The organism is Natronorubrum bangense (assembly GCF_004799645.1).
GTDB classification, from domain to species: domain Archaea; phylum Halobacteriota; class Halobacteria; order Halobacteriales; family Natrialbaceae; genus Natronorubrum; species Natronorubrum bangense.
The window spans coordinates 93402-108995 of record NZ_CP031307.1; the positions used below are offsets into that span (position 1 = coordinate 93402).

General features: G+C 60.0%; 10 protein-coding genes. 4 read left to right on the forward strand and 6 right to left on the reverse strand.

Annotated features, from left to right (window positions below):
- Positions 1 to 245: 245 nt before the first annotated feature.
- Positions 246 to 1364, reverse strand: a complete 1119-nt coding sequence (locus DV706_RS19755) for a DUF354 domain-containing protein (RefSeq protein ID WP_006067281.1) — start codon at positions 1362 to 1364, stop codon at positions 246 to 248.
- A gap of 168 nt (positions 1365 to 1532) precedes the next feature.
- On the opposite strand from DV706_RS19755, the gene DV706_RS19760 reads away from it, so the two are divergent.
- From DV706_RS19760 to DV706_RS19770, 3 genes are all read left to right on the forward strand, one after another.
- A complete protein-coding gene (locus tag DV706_RS19760; RefSeq protein ID WP_006067280.1) occupies positions 1533 to 2825 on the forward strand; it encodes a prenyltransferase/squalene oxidase repeat-containing protein in 1293 nt (430 codons plus the stop codon).
- On the forward strand, positions 2822 to 4021 hold the full coding sequence (locus tag DV706_RS19765) for a glycosyltransferase (RefSeq protein WP_006067279.1): 1200 nt from the start codon (positions 2822 to 2824) through the stop codon (positions 4019 to 4021). The genes DV706_RS19760 and DV706_RS19765 overlap by 4 nt, the downstream gene beginning before the upstream one ends.
- Before the next feature lie 125 nt (positions 4022 to 4146).
- Positions 4147 to 5166 (forward strand): GNAT family N-acetyltransferase, encoded by a 1020-nt coding sequence (locus DV706_RS19770; protein WP_049889932.1) that lies wholly within the window; start codon positions 4147 to 4149, stop codon positions 5164 to 5166.
- A gap of 349 nt (positions 5167 to 5515) precedes the next feature.
- On the opposite strand, the gene DV706_RS19775 is transcribed toward DV706_RS19770, so the two are convergent.
- Positions 5516 to 7111 (reverse strand): alkaline phosphatase family protein, encoded by a 1596-nt coding sequence (locus DV706_RS19775; RefSeq protein ID WP_006067277.1) that lies wholly within the window; start codon positions 7109 to 7111, stop codon positions 5516 to 5518.
- Between the two features lie 203 nt (positions 7112 to 7314).
- On the opposite strand from DV706_RS19775, the gene DV706_RS19780 reads away from it, so the two are divergent.
- The gene (locus tag DV706_RS19780) at positions 7315 to 8484 is read left to right on the forward strand and encodes a glycosyltransferase family 61 protein (RefSeq protein ID WP_006067276.1); all 1170 of its coding nucleotides are present in this window, start codon (positions 7315 to 7317) and stop codon (positions 8482 to 8484) included.
- Positions 8485 to 8745: 261 nt separating this feature from the next.
- Here DV706_RS19780 and DV706_RS19785 read toward each other — a convergent pair whose 3' ends face one another.
- The 4 genes from DV706_RS19785 to DV706_RS19800 form a co-directional block, all read right to left on the reverse strand.
- Positions 8746 to 10389: a hypothetical protein gene (locus DV706_RS19785; protein ID WP_006067275.1), complete on the reverse strand. Its 1644-nt coding sequence runs from the start codon at positions 10387 to 10389 to the stop codon at positions 8746 to 8748.
- Positions 10390 to 10801: 412 nt separating this feature from the next.
- On the reverse strand, positions 10802 to 12016 hold the full coding sequence (locus DV706_RS19790; RefSeq protein WP_006067274.1) for a sulfatase-like hydrolase/transferase: 1215 nt from the start codon (positions 12014 to 12016) through the stop codon (positions 10802 to 10804).
- Between the two features lie 328 nt (positions 12017 to 12344).
- The gene (locus DV706_RS19795) at positions 12345 to 13898 is read right to left on the reverse strand and encodes an oligosaccharide flippase family protein (protein ID WP_136351002.1); all 1554 of its coding nucleotides are present in this window, start codon (positions 13896 to 13898) and stop codon (positions 12345 to 12347) included.
- Positions 13898 to 15565, reverse strand: coding sequence for an alkaline phosphatase family protein (locus tag DV706_RS19800; RefSeq protein WP_006067272.1), 1668 nt, complete (start codon positions 15563 to 15565; stop codon positions 13898 to 13900). The genes DV706_RS19795 and DV706_RS19800 overlap by 1 nt, the downstream gene beginning before the upstream one ends.
- Positions 15566 to 15594: the final 29 nt, after the last annotated feature.

Genomic DNA, 15594 nt, shown 5'->3' on the forward strand with positions numbered 1-15594 from the left:
TCGGGTATCGTAGCCACTGAAAATCACTGCACACCTGATCGCCGGACAGGAGCGCGGTTCGGAACGAACGAACTGAGTGAGAAACGCGGAAAGCGAACGGGGAGGAACGACCCGTGAGCGAACGAACTGAGTGAGAAACGCGGATAGCGCGATAGGTGTGTCAATCGGTTCAGTTGTTACGACAGTTTTGGTGCACCCGCGACCCACTCTTCGGGTGCACCACCCCATCGAGACAGCAGCCCGTCTCAGTCGCCGCCGATACCAACGGATTTCGCGGGTTCGGGCTCCGGTGTCTGTTCGAACTGTTGGAGCGCCCCGAGGTCATCGACGTGGCCTTCGTTGGTCGCGACGTCAACGATGACGTCGGTGAGATTGACCTTATCAGCAAGGAGCGCGTTGCGCCGTCGCTGCCACTTCTCGTCGGTATCAGTGGCTTCGAGCAGTGGCATCGCCCGTTCGATGATCGCATCTGCCGACGCGACGTTGTAGATCAGCCCCTGATTCTCGAGTTCGACGAAGTTGCCCATATCGTCGGCGCCGACGAACGAGTTCGATCGGATCGCCGGCGTTCCGAGCAGTGCCGCTTCGGTCACCATCGTCTGCGTGTCGGCAACGAGCAGTTCGGCCTCGGCGAGCGCATCGTGCATCAACGCGGGGTGGAGGTCGAACGATCGGGCCGAAAGCCCCTCGAGGTCGGCGTCACCGCTTTCGTCGGAGACGAGAACCGTCACGTCATCACCGAGGCGGTCGACGAGACGACGGTAGTCGTCGTCCGTGATACCTCGTTTTCCGACGTCGTGTTGTGAGCCAAAGGCATTGAGCCGAAGGATGACGTAGGGCTCGTCAGTCTCGAGGTCGAGTCGATTCCGAATCGATGGGTCGGGCTCGTAGGTCTCCGGATGAAGGTACGCACACTCTTTGAATCCGGAGAACACGTAGTGATTCGCACCCAGGTCTTTCCGGAACGTATTCGGTGTGAGAATGGACCGAGCAAACGGTGTCGAGATCGTGTGGTCGAACGACGCTGGCTCAGAGTCGATCAGCAACACCGTCGGCGTTCGCGTCACTGCACCAGTGTGGGCTGCATAGCCCCCCATTCCAAACACGAGATCCGGATCGAACCGTCGAGCGTGCGTGATCGCACGGGTGTAGTGGGCTGGTAGCCGACTCAGGAGCGAGCCTTTCGACGTCCCACAGGCGCCATAGACCACGTACGGAAGCTCGTACCACTCGAGCAAGTCGGTCGTGCAGGTGTAATCCCGGGCGAGAACGAGCACCTCGTGGCCACGGTCGCGCAGCCGCTGGATGGCGTGTTTGTACAGGTGGACGTGTGCAGGCGTGTTTGTAAAAAACAGGTAGTTCATGCTGAATAGCACCCTCGCATGAGTGACTCCTTTTCCAGCAGGTGGGTTTGTTATCTAGCTCGTACAGAATGTAATGGATAACCGGATCATGGACAGTCGATCCCTGTCTCGAGCGAGACATCGGTAGCGGGTGTATAATAATGTGAATATGTTCTGAGAGTGCCATCAATGCAGTCGCAAACTTCTTCCAAGCCAGACGAACAGGCCGCGTCGTCCTGGTATCCTCGAGACGACGACTACTACGTCTCGGTTCTCGATTCGACCCTTGCATACGCCCGTCGTCGGGACTACGCTGGGCCAGATTACGGAGACGGAATGAGCAGTCAACTCCTGCAGGCGCTGCCGGTCGAGAACAGAGTTCTCAACCTGGTCGTTCAGGAAGTCGTCAAACGCACGCCGGTCGACATCAGGCCACTCCTCCGCGTCGAACACCGGCGAAACTACAAGGGGGCAGCGTTGTTTGCGATGGCGAATCTCAACTATTACGAACTCGCATGTCGCCGGAGCGAGCAAGACCAGCTCGCGTTCGATCCGATCGCTGAAGCCGACCGACTTGCCGAGTGGCTCCTCGAGGAACAGATAACGGGGTACAGCGGCTTCTGTGGTGGCCACCGACACGAAATTCAGCACTTCCATACGAAAGGGGTTCCAAGCGATCCGGATATCGTCTCGACTGCGTACGCGGTCAAGGCGCTCTTACGAGCCACAGAGCGCGGGCTCGGTGACGAGTACGCCGACATCGCCAGGACGGCGACGTCGTTCCTGGTCGAGGATCTGAACTATCGAGAGGTCGATGAGGGCGCAAAGATCAACTACCACATGAACCATCCAGAGGACTCCTACACCGTCAACGCGGCCGCGCTGGGGGCGGGGATGCTCGTCGACCTCTATGAGCACTTCGGCGATGAGGACCTCCGCGAGCGGGCAACGAAGATCCTCGATCATATCGCAGCCAACCAGACCGACATCGGTGGGTGGCCGTACCGACTCCCGGCGTCGGCGTCACACCTCTCGATGGACAGCCACCACAATGGGTTCGTCATCGAGGCGTTCCAGCGGTACCGTGACGTCGTCGACGCCGACCGATACGCGGAGACGCTCGAGGACGCACTCGAGTTCTACCGAACCGACCTGTTCGAACTCGACGGCGCGCCAAACTTCGACGAGGAAAACGCCTATCCGCGCGATATCCACGCCAGCACGCAGGGAATGCTCGTCTTTGTGAACGAAGGCGACCTCGAGTTCGCCGAGCGAATTCTCCGGTGGGTGCTTGCGAATCTGCAGGTCAACGAAGGGCAGTTCTACTACCGCAAGTATCGCCACCACACGAAGCGAGTGACGTTGATGCGGTGGTGTCAAGGGTGGATGTCGTATGCGCTGTCCGAGTTCCTGCTGGCGGCTGAGGAACGGGCACAGTCGAGCGTGGAAACTGAACGCAAACGGGCGTCGCTGCACTCATGAGCCAGCCCGCAACTGAGTCGACAGCAACGGACGAGGCGGATACCCTCGAGCCAGCGCCGGCTGACGACGAAGGGCGTCGCACTCGAGCGACTGCCGATCGGGACCAGCACCAGGGGACACACACCACGGTCGGCTCCAGTCCCGAGGAGATGCGCGTCCTCATCATCACGGGCCTGGCGCACAAAAACGAGCGCCACTACGGGCCACTCGCGGACGTCGCCGGCGAAACGACGCTCGTCTGTCTCGATCCTGACACCGATATCGACGGCGCAACCGCCGTTCCGGTACCGGACGTCGGCCCACGGATCGTTCGAGTCGTCCTCCTGTTTTTCCTCGCCCTCTACGAGGGGTATCGCAACGAGTACGACGCGGTCGCGTCGATCTCACTCGTTCCCTACGGGATCTACGCGCTGATCCTGAAAGCGCTCTACGGCTATCCGGCCCACCTCGGAATCATCGGCATCGACCTCGACCATCACGCACAGCAGTGGTACGGTGCTGGCCCCCGGTGGGCGTTCAGGCGGTTCGACGCGGTCTCTGTTCCCGGAACTGATCACACCGAGCGCCTCGTCGGCTGTGGTGTCGCACCCACCCGAATCGAAATCTTGACCAACGCGATCGACATCGAGACCTACCGACCGCCCACGGATGACGTCGAGCCTGACTACGAGTTCGTCTGGGTCGGCCGCTTCAGCGAAGAAAAAGACCCGGTACGGTTCGTCCGCGCAGTCGCCGAACTCGACGCAACCGGCCGGGAGTTCCGGGCAGCGATGGTCGGCGACGGAGCGCTCCAAGACGACGTCGTCGAGGAGATCAATCGCTTGGGAGTTGGCGATCGAATCGATCTCGTCGGCTGGGTTGATGATCCACTCGCTTACTACCACCGCGCTACGGCGTTCGTTCTCACCTCGAGTCGCGACGCGTTGCCGCTGGTGATGCTCGAGGCGATGGCGACCGGACTCGCACCCGTGGTGCCGCCGGTCGGGTCGATCCCGGACGTCGTCGTCGACGGCCACAACGGCCTCGTCGTCACCGATCGGGAGCCGACGATGTTCGCGGCCGCGATGGCTCGGTGTCTGGACGCTCCCGACGAGCGCGACGCGCTCGCGGCGAACGCGACCGACGTTCGGTGCTCGTTCTCGCTGGCTCGAGCAGGCGAGGACTGGCGTCGCATTCTGACGACACTCGAGGCGTGACCGGCCCCAGCAGCGCCGACGGCCGGTCGCGAGTGATTCGGTCGCCATCGGGATGCGGTTACAGCCGCCGTTACGCGCGGTAACAACGCGATAACAAAACGAATAGTCACCGCACGATGACCCACATGGAGACTGAACGACTGACGCTCGAGGAGTGGGGCGAGGCGTTACCGCGGTCGGGGTACGAACTGTTTCACGACCCGGACGCACTCGCTGTCCTCGACGCCCACGTCGACGCCGAACTGCGACTTTACGGGACGGCCAAGGGCCAACAGATCGTCGGCCTGTTGCCGGTGTTCGTCGACGAGAGACCGGTCGGCCGAACGGTATTTTCACCACCGCTCTCGTTCGGCGTCCCGCGACTGGGCCCGATCATCAATCCCAACAGTCCGAAACAGCGCAAGTGGGAACGAATCAACAGCGAGTTAGCCAACGCGGTCGCCGATGACCTCGAGGTCGACAAGCGGTCGACGCTCTTTCGGATGACCTGCCCGCTCGAGTATCCCGACCCCCGGCCGTACGGCTGGAACGAGTTCTCGATAGAGCCCGAGTTTACCTACGTCGTCGACCTCGAGGACTGCACCGACCTCGAGGACGCGATGAGTGGGTTCAGCAAGAGCCTTCGAAACGAGATGCGCCGGTACGACGAACTCGATCTGACGATCGACACCGAAGGCATCGACACCGCGCTCCGAATCTACGACGACGTCGTCGATCAGTACGAAGAATACGACGACACCGCCCCAATGTCGCGGCTGTTCCTCCGTGACCTGCTCTCGAGTCTGGACGACGATCGGTGGCGCGTGTACGCGGCCCGAACCCCCGATGGGACGTACAAAAGCGGAATCATCACGCTGTTCTCGCCCGACCTGGCCTACTACTGGCAAGGCGGCGTCACCGCCTCCTACGAACACGTCAGCGTCAACAACCTGCTTCATCGCGCTATTTTGGAGGACATCGTCACCGATCCCGACCTCGAGTCGGTGACTGGCTACGATCTCGTCGGGGCGAACACCGAGCGCCTCTGTGAGTACAAAGGGAAGTTCAACGGCGAGTTGCGGCCGTACTATGTCGTCGAGTCGTCGGGGCTCGAGATGACACTCGCGAAGTCAGTGTATCAGAAAGTATCAGGGTCACTGAAGTAAGAACCAGCATCAAAGCCGTCGTCGGTGTAAGAGACGGGTAGCTTCGGTCGTCCAAGATCCGTCGGCTCACGGACCATCTACTGCTGCTTTTCCGATGACGACGTACCGACGGCGAGTCAGTGCGTTCAGGTCCCAGCTCGTTCACAGCAACACCGCGACAGTAGCGCTCGAACATGCTCAACACGATAGCTGACAGATGGTATATAGCATATCAAAACCGGACATCGATACCGCTCCGTCCACGCCGCGACCGCAAGCCAAAAACAAGCGTCGCTGGTCGGTGTTGTGACCCGATCGTGTCGTTCGCTTACGAACGGTACCGTGGCGCAGTTCGAATGCCTCGAGCCGGCTACTCCATGTAGCCGAGTCCGCGAAGTCGATCCTCAACGTCGTCGAAATCCTCGGTCTGCTCGGCGTCCGCGTCGTCGACCACTGACTGGCTAACCGCACGCATAGTTGGCGCGTTGTTGGCGGCGAGACACGCAGTGCTGACCTCGCCGTCGACGGTTTCCGGGATAGGTTCGCCGACACTGTGGAGTATCGTCGGAGCGACGTCCACGACAGACAGGTCCGGGATCGAGTTGAGTTCACGGGACTTGACGCTCGGTCCACGAGCAAAAAAGACCCCCTCGCTCCGGTGACTGGCTGCTTTCGCGCCAGCGGGTTCGAAAACGTCGTTGGCAAGCTTCGTCTTCTCCTCATAGCCGTCCTGTCCGACGGCGACGATATCAGGGGAGTGGGTGTCTGTCGGAAAGAGTTCGTCGCCGTCAGAGACTGTCAGTACTGTCTCTCCCGTCTCTGGGTCGGTGAGTGCCGAGAAAATCGACATCAGCTCCCGTTTGATCGATGGGACCTCAGCTGGCGACACGATACCCTCTTCGAACCGCTCTGTGTCGTTGATGTAGACGTGACTTGGTCCGTGTGCGAACGCGACCGTCTCCGAGAAATCGACGTCGTACAGACCGTGATCGCCGGGAACCTGCGTCGCAAAGCGATCAACGAGCGGTTTTGGAAGGGTGTCGACGACGTGCCCATCGTCGATCCCGAGCTTCCGTATTGTCCCCAGAATTGTCGATTTCGTAATTCCAAGTTTGTCGAGTGATCCCCGCGTTGCCGTCCGTTCCGTCTGCGATAGATACCCCTCATTTTCCAGAACTGCACTGAGATTAACAAACTTCGAGATCGGTCCAAACCCGTGGTCAGAGACGACAAACAAGTTCGCCCCCTTCTGATCTGTGTACTCGATGACCTCACCGAGAATGTCGTCAAGTTGTCTGTAATGTTCAAGCATGACGTCATCGTCCCAGATGAGATGCTGGAGTCGGTCAGGTGCAGTGTAGACGAAGAAAAACAGTCGCCAGTCATCGGTCTCCATCAGTCGGCTCATCAGCGCCCGGCGAGCGTCGACGAGCGACGTAAGGTCGTTCCTGAACCGCGTTTCCTCGCCAGAGTACTGCTGCCAGTTCAGCCCGATTTCGTAGTTGGGAATGTGAGCATCGATTTCCGACGCAAACTCGGGTGGATGCGTCGCCCGGCGATTGACTTTCGGGGAGATCATTCCCGAAACCATCGTACCGTCGATGCTGCTTGCGGGAAATGTCATCGGGACGTTTCCTACGAGCGACGGCGAAAGCAGGTCCCACAGTGCCGGCTGCGTGCGATCGGCGCTCGTGTTCATCTGCTGGGTGTAGTCCTTGTTCAGTTTCTGAAACCCGTAGATACCGTGTTTGTCAGGCCAAACGCCAGTGGCAATCGACGGCCAGGCAGTGGGCGTGGTCGGCGGTGTCGTGCTCCGTAGCGGCGTGCCGACCCCCTCGTCGGCGAGTGTCTTGAAATTCGGTAACTCTCCTGCTTCGATCCACCGGTGGATGCGATCCCAGGGAACGCCGTCGATTCCAAGCACGAACGCGCGGTCCGTCTTGGTGTATTGATTCGTGGCAGACATCAATTGCTCCAGTGTCCGACACCTCCTTCCCGCCACGTATTGTTATGCGATTTCTTCCACGGAACAGCTATCACCTATCCGACAATCGGCGGACAATGCGGTTCGAGAAGGGGCCTCGCTCTTGATTTGTTATTCTGTCAGCTCGACAAAAAAGATCAGTAAACACACACATACTCAAATACCAATACGTGGAGGCAGTGATAATGAGTCTCGAGACGCTCACAAAAACCGTCGAGAGTCGAGGGTTCGCATGCGCGGTCGCGCTCACGACGCTAGACCGAAACCGGGTGACAAGAGCCGAACTGTACGATCAGTTCGTCGAAAACGATACACTCATTGAATACGGGCACCCGGAATCGGTCACCGTTTCTGAGCCTGACGGCTACGCCGGCAAGATTCCGGGCATGGATCGGTGGCGAGGACGGTATACGGTCTCCAAACCGTTTGTCGGCGTCGTCCACGATGCCCATCTCGTCGGCTCGCCACCGCTTGCGGTGACTGAGTCTGGGTACGTCGCCGACGCTTCCGTGAGTCCGAACGTACAGACGCTTAATGTCATCAACTCAGTCCGGGAGTCGCCAAAACGGATCGCGACCGGGAACGGCCGGCGAGAAGATATCGACGAAGCAGTCCTACTCCACAATAGCTGGGACGGCGGCTACTTCCACTGGGTCGCAGAAACGCTGACGCGACTCGAAGGCGTCGAGCAGTACACCGCCGAAACGGGTCGAACACCGAAGCTGATCGTCGGTCCCGATCTCAACAGTTATCAGCTAGAGACGCTCGAGTTACTCGGCTACGACAGCGACGATCTGATTCGGTGGGACGCCACGTACTGTCAGGTCGATCGGCTTGTCGTTCCCGCGATGCGACGCGAAATCAACCCACCCAGTCCGTCCCCATTCTCACATCAGTGGCTCCGGGAGTCACTTCGCGAGCAAGCGCTTCGTGCCGTCGACACCAGCCGCTTCTCTGACCGTGTCTATATCAGCCGAAACGACGCGACCAGCCGCCGCGTTCGAAACGAACGAGACGCGTTCAAGCGACTCGAGCACGCTGGCTTCGAACGGTACGAACTCTCATCGATGGCGGTCAAGGAGACCATCGCCCTGTTCGCCCAGGCCGACTGTATCGTGACGCCACACGGAGCCGGGTTGACGGATCTCATCTACGCAGACAATGTCTCGGTTGTCGAACTGATGCCGATCAACCGCGTCAACGGGATCTACTACATGCTCACAAAGCAGGTCGACGGCTGGTACGGCTACATCGGCTGTGAGACGAACGAGAGCGACCTCATCGTCGACGTCGACGATCTCGAGGCGATGGTCGACGCAGCGCTGGCGAGAGATTCGGTCGGGCAACTCTCGTGACATCCACCCACCCGGTGTTGGGTGGGCAGGTCACTCTTGAAAGTTGAGAGTTTACGGTTTACTGGACAGTCAGCCAGTGACATGTCACGAAGCCGTTACTCGTACCCTGTAGGAGACTTCGAGTCATCTGATCGGGTAACGACACGACTGTCGGCATGGTCGGCTTACTCCTTGCTTTCGGCGATGAGCCGTGGCGAACACCGAGCCAACCGCCAGTTCTCCTCACACGCTTTTCGAAATGAACGGTGTTGGTCGACGGAATCAGTTATCAGCGTCGTACTCGAGGGTTACGTCGGCTTCGCCAGCGAGCCAGAAGTCGGTGATCTCGCCGCAGAACCGGTAAGCGTCGATGCCGTCGTCGACGGTGCCACTGGCAGTGGTCCCCTCGACCTTGTCGCCGTCATCGATCGTCGCCCCGCTGTATTCGGACTGGACAATCTCCTCGCTGACCGAGAGCGAGTAGTCGGTCGTGCCAGCGGCCTCCGCGCCGTCGATGACAATCGCATGGGGAAGGTCCGACGTTTCGGCATCGTCGTCGCCGTCCCAGGAGCCGACCCCTTCCAGTTCCTGCACGTCGAACTCGTGGCCGTTGACCGTCGCAGTCAGGTCGGCCGTCGTTTCGACATCGGTGATAGAACCGGTAATGTAGAAGTCGTCGACGTGTCCGCCGAGGAAACCCTCGACCAGGAAGTCGTCGCCGTCGGTCGTCACGACATCCCGATACGGATCGTCGGGATTTGTATCCGCGTTCTCGCCGGCTTCGGCGTCGCCGGATCCCAAAATCTCGTATTCCGCGATCTGATCGGGTGTGCCGCCGCGGAGTTCGACGTGATTGGACTCGTTGTCCTCCCAGACGTCCTCGATACTGCTGTCGTCCTCGTCGTCGTCGCCGTTCTCCGGCGAGCTCGGGGACGGCGACTGCGATGGCGACGAACCCGATGAACCGGATGCGGCTTCCTCTGCCGACAGCGGCACCCCCTCAATTTCGCTGGGCTCGGTTCGGGGCTCTCGATCGGCGGACGAGCCGTGAATTTGAGCCCCGCTCGCGTGCGTGCCCGTATCCTCGAAGTACGAGTCCTCGACTGTCACTTCAGCACGGCGCCCCTTGTCCCACGCGCTCGCTCCTGCGACGACCGCACCGGGCGAGCCGTTCATCACATCACAGTTGCGAATCTCAGTGTGCTCGTAGTAGCCCCAGAACGGACGCGAGTTCGGCGCAGCCGTGTTACTGTGATCGCCGTCGAGGATACAGTTCTCAGCATACGATCCTTCGGTCCCAACACGGACACAGCCGGCACCCGTTCGGAATAGATACGAATCCTCGACGCGGACGGTACCGCCGCCGCCGGGCGCCGGGTGTTCGGAACCGTTCCCGGGCGCACTCGCGTAGATGAGATTGTCGGGACACGACTGGAGATTCACGTTCCGAACGAGCAGATCGCCACTGTGGTTCGGAGAGACGAAGATCGGCGTCGCCGTCCCACCCGTCCCGACAGCGTTGTTGAAGCCGCTGAGCGTATAGCCTTCGTAGTAGATATTCTCGATGACGCAGTTACTCGAGCCCGACGATCCGCCGACGGAGATGTGATTCATTTTCTGGGGCGAGTCGACGTTGCCCCGGATCCCGATGTTCCGAAGCGTCATGTCGTCGCCGTGCATCCGAATCTCCCAGCTCGCACCCGATGCCGTAATATCTATCAGGAGATTCTCGAGCGTTTCGCCGTTGTCCATGTTGTACGTCCAGGTCTCTCCGGACGAAACCTCGATGACGTCGTAATCGTCCTCGTCGCTTGCGGCGGCCGCTCCGCCGAGCCCAATCAGTGCAGCTGCAGCCCCAGCCCCTTTGAGATAGCTGCGACGATTTAACAGCGAATTATTGGTTGCATCCTGAATTTCTTTCGTCATACAGTACACTCGTCGGACTCTCTGTTCCGTCTAACATTCCATTAACCAGTACGATCTTTATACCGGCTTTGCTGAAAGTATTTCTCCAGCGACCGTTCTACAAGTTACAAACCACTATCAAGAAATCCGATAGAACAGTCAGAAGAGGCCCGTACGGCCGACTATCGCCTGTTCGTCTCAATCTCGAGACGACGACGTCTGCAGGTAGGCGATCGTTTCACCCGTCGTGGGACCGGTAGCAACAGTGTGATCGGTTTGAATCACGAACAGATTGCCGGCACGTAGCGAAACCAGGAGATGATAATGGCGAACGAACCTGCGCCAGAACACCGTACACTGACGAGTCCGAAGCGTAGCACTTGCCGAGAGAAACAGCGACGATCCGTCTCGATCGACTCGAGCGGCGGTTTAACTACCGGTAGCCGAGTTGCTCGAGGTGTTCTTTAGTCTCTTCGTCGAGCGATCGGCTTTCCGTTTCGACTGTGATGCTCGAGAGCTGATCGGCCATCGCTCGGGCGTCCGTCCTCGAGACCGAAGGGGTCCCGTAGGTCTGTTCTCCGGAAAGATAGTGTCGTAACGCTCTCGCCAGAACGGCTGGCCGAAAGTTGGAGTCGTTGAACGCGCCCGTGTATCCGGAGAAGAGTGCGTCGAACGTCGCCGTGAGTGGGAGAACGAGTTTACTCGTGTCGTTGAAGACGAAGCCGCCGTGTTTCGTCCAGATACTCGGCGCATCGTAGTTCGGGTCGAGTATCGTTCCGCGGTACTTTTCCTGTGGTCGCATGACACCCTGTGTATAGGCGGGGCGGTCGGCGTCGACGACCTCGAGGAGCGAGTCGCCGTCGGCCGAGGCCGACGTCCGTCCGTCGTCGACGAGGTGGTCGATGGTCGGAAACAGGTCGGTGTGGTGGATGAACGTCTCGGCCGTTTCACTGGCGAGAGACTCGTGGATGAACACCGTCGGCACGTAGGCGACCTCGGGCGCAGCCGGAAGCCCATGGCCGACGAATCCACCGTGTTCGCCGAGCAATTCACCGTGGTCTGCGAGATAGATCACGAGCGTGCTCTCGAGCAAGTCCTGGTCTTCGAGCACGTCCAAGCGCTCCTCGAACCGATCAGTGCTCGCTGCGACGGTTTCTCGATAGCGGCGCCGCAGCTCTCGCTCATCCGATATATTCGAGAACATCTCGGCGGTCGACTGGTTTTTGGAGTCGACGTACGGGGAGTGGCCGCCGTTGTCGTGCTCGAGGGCGACGAACGGCTCCTCGACGGACTCGAGATCGATTCGGCCGGGTTCGTTGAGGATGTCGTTAACCGCCCGGCCTTCCCAGACGACTTCGTTGTATCCGGTCGTCGCGTCGAGATCGAAGAGGGTGGGTAGAGACTCGTTGAGCGAATCGTTGAACCAGGTCACGCCGTGTCGCGGCGCGTGACGACCGGTCACAATGCTCGGGACGGACTGGGGCGTACAGAGGGCTGCTGCAGCCGTCTTGAACAGCCGACCGCGGTCGACGACCCGGTCCGGAACGCAGTCGTATCGCACCGAGTCCGCGATAAAGAGGTAGACATTTTCGATCGCGTCGGTATCAAGTTCGCCGAGCGGAGACGGACGTGTCTGTGTGCGCGTCATTGAAATCTCACCAGGAACAGCCGTGTAGGGAACGGTTCGGCGTGACAGTCAGCGACGGGACAGTTCCACGTTCCAACTTGGGAAGTCGACCACACTGTTCGAAGAGGCACACTCGAGTCGGTGAACCGTCTGTAACAGGGAACACACTCATGAGTGTGCTGTTGACGGCAGGGGAGCAATAGTTATGGACACTCAAGGCGACTCCCTCGCCCCTTTAGGCACAGGATGATGCCGAGACAGCCTCGGACGAGGCGCTCGGCGACAAACAGCGACATCTGCGTTCGATTAGCCGTGTTGACGACCCGCCGTTCAGAAACTGAAACGGTGATCAGTCGGCCGAAAACGAACTCGCTGGCTCGCCGCGCTCGTCCGGTATCCACCGCCGAACGAGCGGTATCGAGACGCCGAGTTTGTCCTCGAAGAGCGTGATGACGGCCAGATCATCTGGCTCGAGGCCGCCGGCGAGACCGAGGACGACCACCGAACCGAGACCGACCGCGACGAGAAATGGAACGACGGTGACGATCGAGATCGCTATCCACGGCGAAAGGAAGTACACGAGCGGTAACAGCACGGCTGGGAGGGCGAGATAACAACGAAGCGCTTCTGGCGAAATCGGCGTAATACCGTATCGGATTGCAAGGACGCCACAGATAATGCCGTGCTGTGTGATCAGTGACATAACGGACGCGACACCTGCGCCCATGAACCCGAACTGCGGAATCAAGAGCAGATTGATAGTGATGTTCATCGTGATTCCGATCACATTCCCGATTGCGATCCAGGTGGTCACGCCAATCGCGGACAGCGTCTCCCGATCCCGTCCGGCGGCGGCGCTCAAAAAAAAGCCGACGGCGAGGATTGGCAACACTGCCGCCGCCTCAGCGTACGATTCGCCGAAGACAAACGTGATGACGTCGTGCGGAAAGACGACGAGCAGGAGAAATGCCGGGAACGTGATGACGTACACCCATTTCGTCGTCGTCGCGTAGATGTCGTCGATGGCTCCGCGCTCGCCGTCGGCGTCGAGTCTCGAGACGATGGGCAGATACAGGAAGCCGAACGCACCGAGGACAACGGTCAGTCCGCTGGCGATCGGATACGCGGCGTCGTACATTCCAACTTCGTAGGAGCTGCGGAAGAAGCCAAGCATCAGGGTGTCCGTCGTCGTCAGCATGACGCCGACGACCGTCGAGACGATCAGCGGGGCGGAGAACACGAGCAGTTCTTTCGTGTGGGTTTGGTACTCGCCTCGGAGTCGCATGACTCGTCGTAACAGCACGTTCGCGAGGAGAAACGCGAGGATCGCCGCGAGCAGGTAGGCGATCCCCACGACGGCGATCGCCATGCCGGCGAGCAACAACACGGTGATCAAGGCGATCCGGAATAAGGGATAGAAGAAATTCTGGATAGCCATTGGGTACACCGTGTTTTCGAACCCGCGAATCGTGGCAACGGCGATCCGAAATCCGGCGACGAACGGCAGCGCGAGTGCAAGCAGTCGGATGAGCGTCACTGCCTCGTCGGTTTCGAACAGGTTCGCGGCGATCACGTCGGCGGAGACGAACATCACGGCGCTGATCACGAGCGAGAAGATGGCGGTGAGTATCAGTCCGCTCACCCACACACCCCGTTGATCTTCGGCGTTGTCGTACCGCGGAATGAATCGCGATACACCCTGGGAACAGCCGGCGAGCGCGATAGTGACTGTGATGGTCAATAGCGCGAGACCAATACTCACCTCTCCGTAGGCATCCGGCGAAAGCAGTCGACCGATGACGATCCGCTCGCCTAACTGTGCCACCGACGAGACGATCCCGCCGACCAACACGATAGCCGCACTCGAAAGGATCGCCGACAGTTCGGTCTCTCGATCGACCATCAGAGATAGCCCAGATCCTCAAGCCTCTCGGTCACCTTTTCATCGTTCGCCCGCGGTTCGGAGTGGTCAGTGTCGTATGAGACGGTGCCATAGTTGGCTCGGTCGTGCTGCTCGGCGAGCAGTCCGTCCGGAACGGTTCCGGTCATGCGCTCCGGCACCGAGTGGCCGAGCAGTCCCATGGTAATCGGCGCGATATCGGTCAGCGAGAGCTGGGACTGAGAGATCGATTGGTCGCCCGAGAACCCGGGCCCAGCCCCGACGAAGACGCCGTTCGGCTTGTGATCGTGCTTCTCGACCGGGAGGAATTTCCGACCGTATAGCGCATGCGAAACCGTGTGGTTCATTTCGGTCGGAAGGAAGCATACGTCGGGTGCGCGCTCGAGGTACGGGCCGTCGTAGAGCGCTTCGCGCCGGCAGACGAACTCGAACGCCGGCTCTCCGTCGGGCGTCTCGAGCGACGACAGTAGCGAGATGAGTTCGTCCCGGACGGCTTCGTAATCCGACGACGAGACGACACCGTTTGGTTCACGCCCGGCGAGATTGACGCGGATTCCCATCCGTGATCCTTTGGCGCAGTACGCTTTGGATCGACGCCAATCGACGCTTTCCTGCACGGCCGTTGCTTTGAGCGTGTCCGGCGCGAGGTCGACGAGCGTCGATCCGAGTCCAACCCGTTCTGCGGCAGCGTAGACGTCGACCGGTTCGACGCCGAGTCTGGACGCCAACCGCCTGCCGAACAACAGCGGCTTCTCGAGGCCACTGGGCGCTGTGTCACCTTCGTCCCCGTCCCCATCTTCGTCGGTCGCTCCCGCTCGGTCGGTCTCCGCGAGCGCCCCTTTATCAACGGACGGCGTCGATCGGCCGCCGTCGTCGATGGTCTCGACGAAACCGTTCGATCGAAGGATATCATTGATGTGGATCTGATAGCCGCTCACCGGTCCGATTCCGTGGTCCGAGCAAAGAACGACATTGACGGGTTCTTCGACGGCCTCGAGGACATCCCCGACGACGCGATCGGCAGCTTCGTACACCGTTCGGAAGCGACGTTCTTCGTCAAAGTGATGGAAGACGGCGTCGGTCTTCTGGACTTGCAGGATCGCCAGATCCCACTCGTGGCGCTCGAGCAGCGCTACCGCGGCGCGGCGCCGCTGATCGATCAACTCGAGGTAGCCGTCGAACTTCGCGTCGAGGTCGGTACTCATCTCGGCGCTCGAATAGACGGTGTACTCCTCGCCGATGGCGTCCGATACGTCGTCGCGAACTCCTTCGGGGTACCCCACTGCATCTTCCGTCGCGAGATACCCCGGAATGAGCACGCCCTCGAGGGATTCCGCGGGGTGGGTGACGGGGACGTTCATGACGATCGATCGATCCCCTTCTTTAGAGAGGTAGTTCCAGAGCGCCGGCTGCTGAACGTTGCTGCGCGAGACGTGCGCCCCCTCGTCGGGATAGCCATCGTAGGTGAAGAATCCGTAGACGCCGTGGTGACTGGGGTCAGTTCCGGTGTACATCGAGGGCCAAGCACTTCCGGTCCACGGCGGGTGGGTAGATCGGAGCGATGCTTCAGTCCCCTGGTCGCGGAGACGGCTGATATTCGGGAGTGACCCGTCGAACAAGTCTAGATACCGGAAGTCGAGAGCGTCGAACCCAAAAACAATGGTTTTCATGATTTAGTGGGTACAGCGGTTGACGTGTT

What these genes read in the sequence shown, in the direction of transcription:
- DV706_RS19755 (WP_006067281.1), bottom strand. Translation starts at nt 1,364, where the DNA reads ATGAACTACCTGTTTTTTACAAACACGCCTGCACACGTCCACCTGTAC.
- DV706_RS19760 (WP_006067280.1), top strand. Translation starts at nt 1,533, where the DNA reads ATGCAGTCGCAAACTTCTTCCAAGCCAGACGAACAGGCCGCGTCGTCC.
- DV706_RS19765 (WP_006067279.1), top strand. Translation starts at nt 2,822, where the DNA reads ATGAGCCAGCCCGCAACTGAGTCGACAGCAACGGACGAGGCGGATACC.
- DV706_RS19770 (WP_049889932.1), top strand. Translation starts at nt 4,147, where the DNA reads ATGGAGACTGAACGACTGACGCTCGAGGAGTGGGGCGAGGCGTTACCG.
- DV706_RS19775 (WP_006067277.1), bottom strand. Translation starts at nt 7,111, where the DNA reads ATGTCTGCCACGAATCAATACACCAAGACGGACCGCGCGTTCGTGCTT.
- DV706_RS19780 (WP_006067276.1), top strand. Translation starts at nt 7,315, where the DNA reads ATGAGTCTCGAGACGCTCACAAAAACCGTCGAGAGTCGAGGGTTCGCA.
- DV706_RS19785 (WP_006067275.1), bottom strand. Translation starts at nt 10,389, where the DNA reads ATGACGAAAGAAATTCAGGATGCAACCAATAATTCGCTGTTAAATCGT.
- DV706_RS19790 (WP_006067274.1), bottom strand. Translation starts at nt 12,016, where the DNA reads ATGACGCGCACACAGACACGTCCGTCTCCGCTCGGCGAACTTGATACC.
- DV706_RS19795 (WP_136351002.1), bottom strand. Translation starts at nt 13,898, where the DNA reads ATGGTCGATCGAGAGACCGAACTGTCGGCGATCCTTTCGAGTGCGGCT.
- DV706_RS19800 (WP_006067272.1), bottom strand. Translation starts at nt 15,565, where the DNA reads ATGAAAACCATTGTTTTTGGGTTCGACGCTCTCGACTTCCGGTATCTA.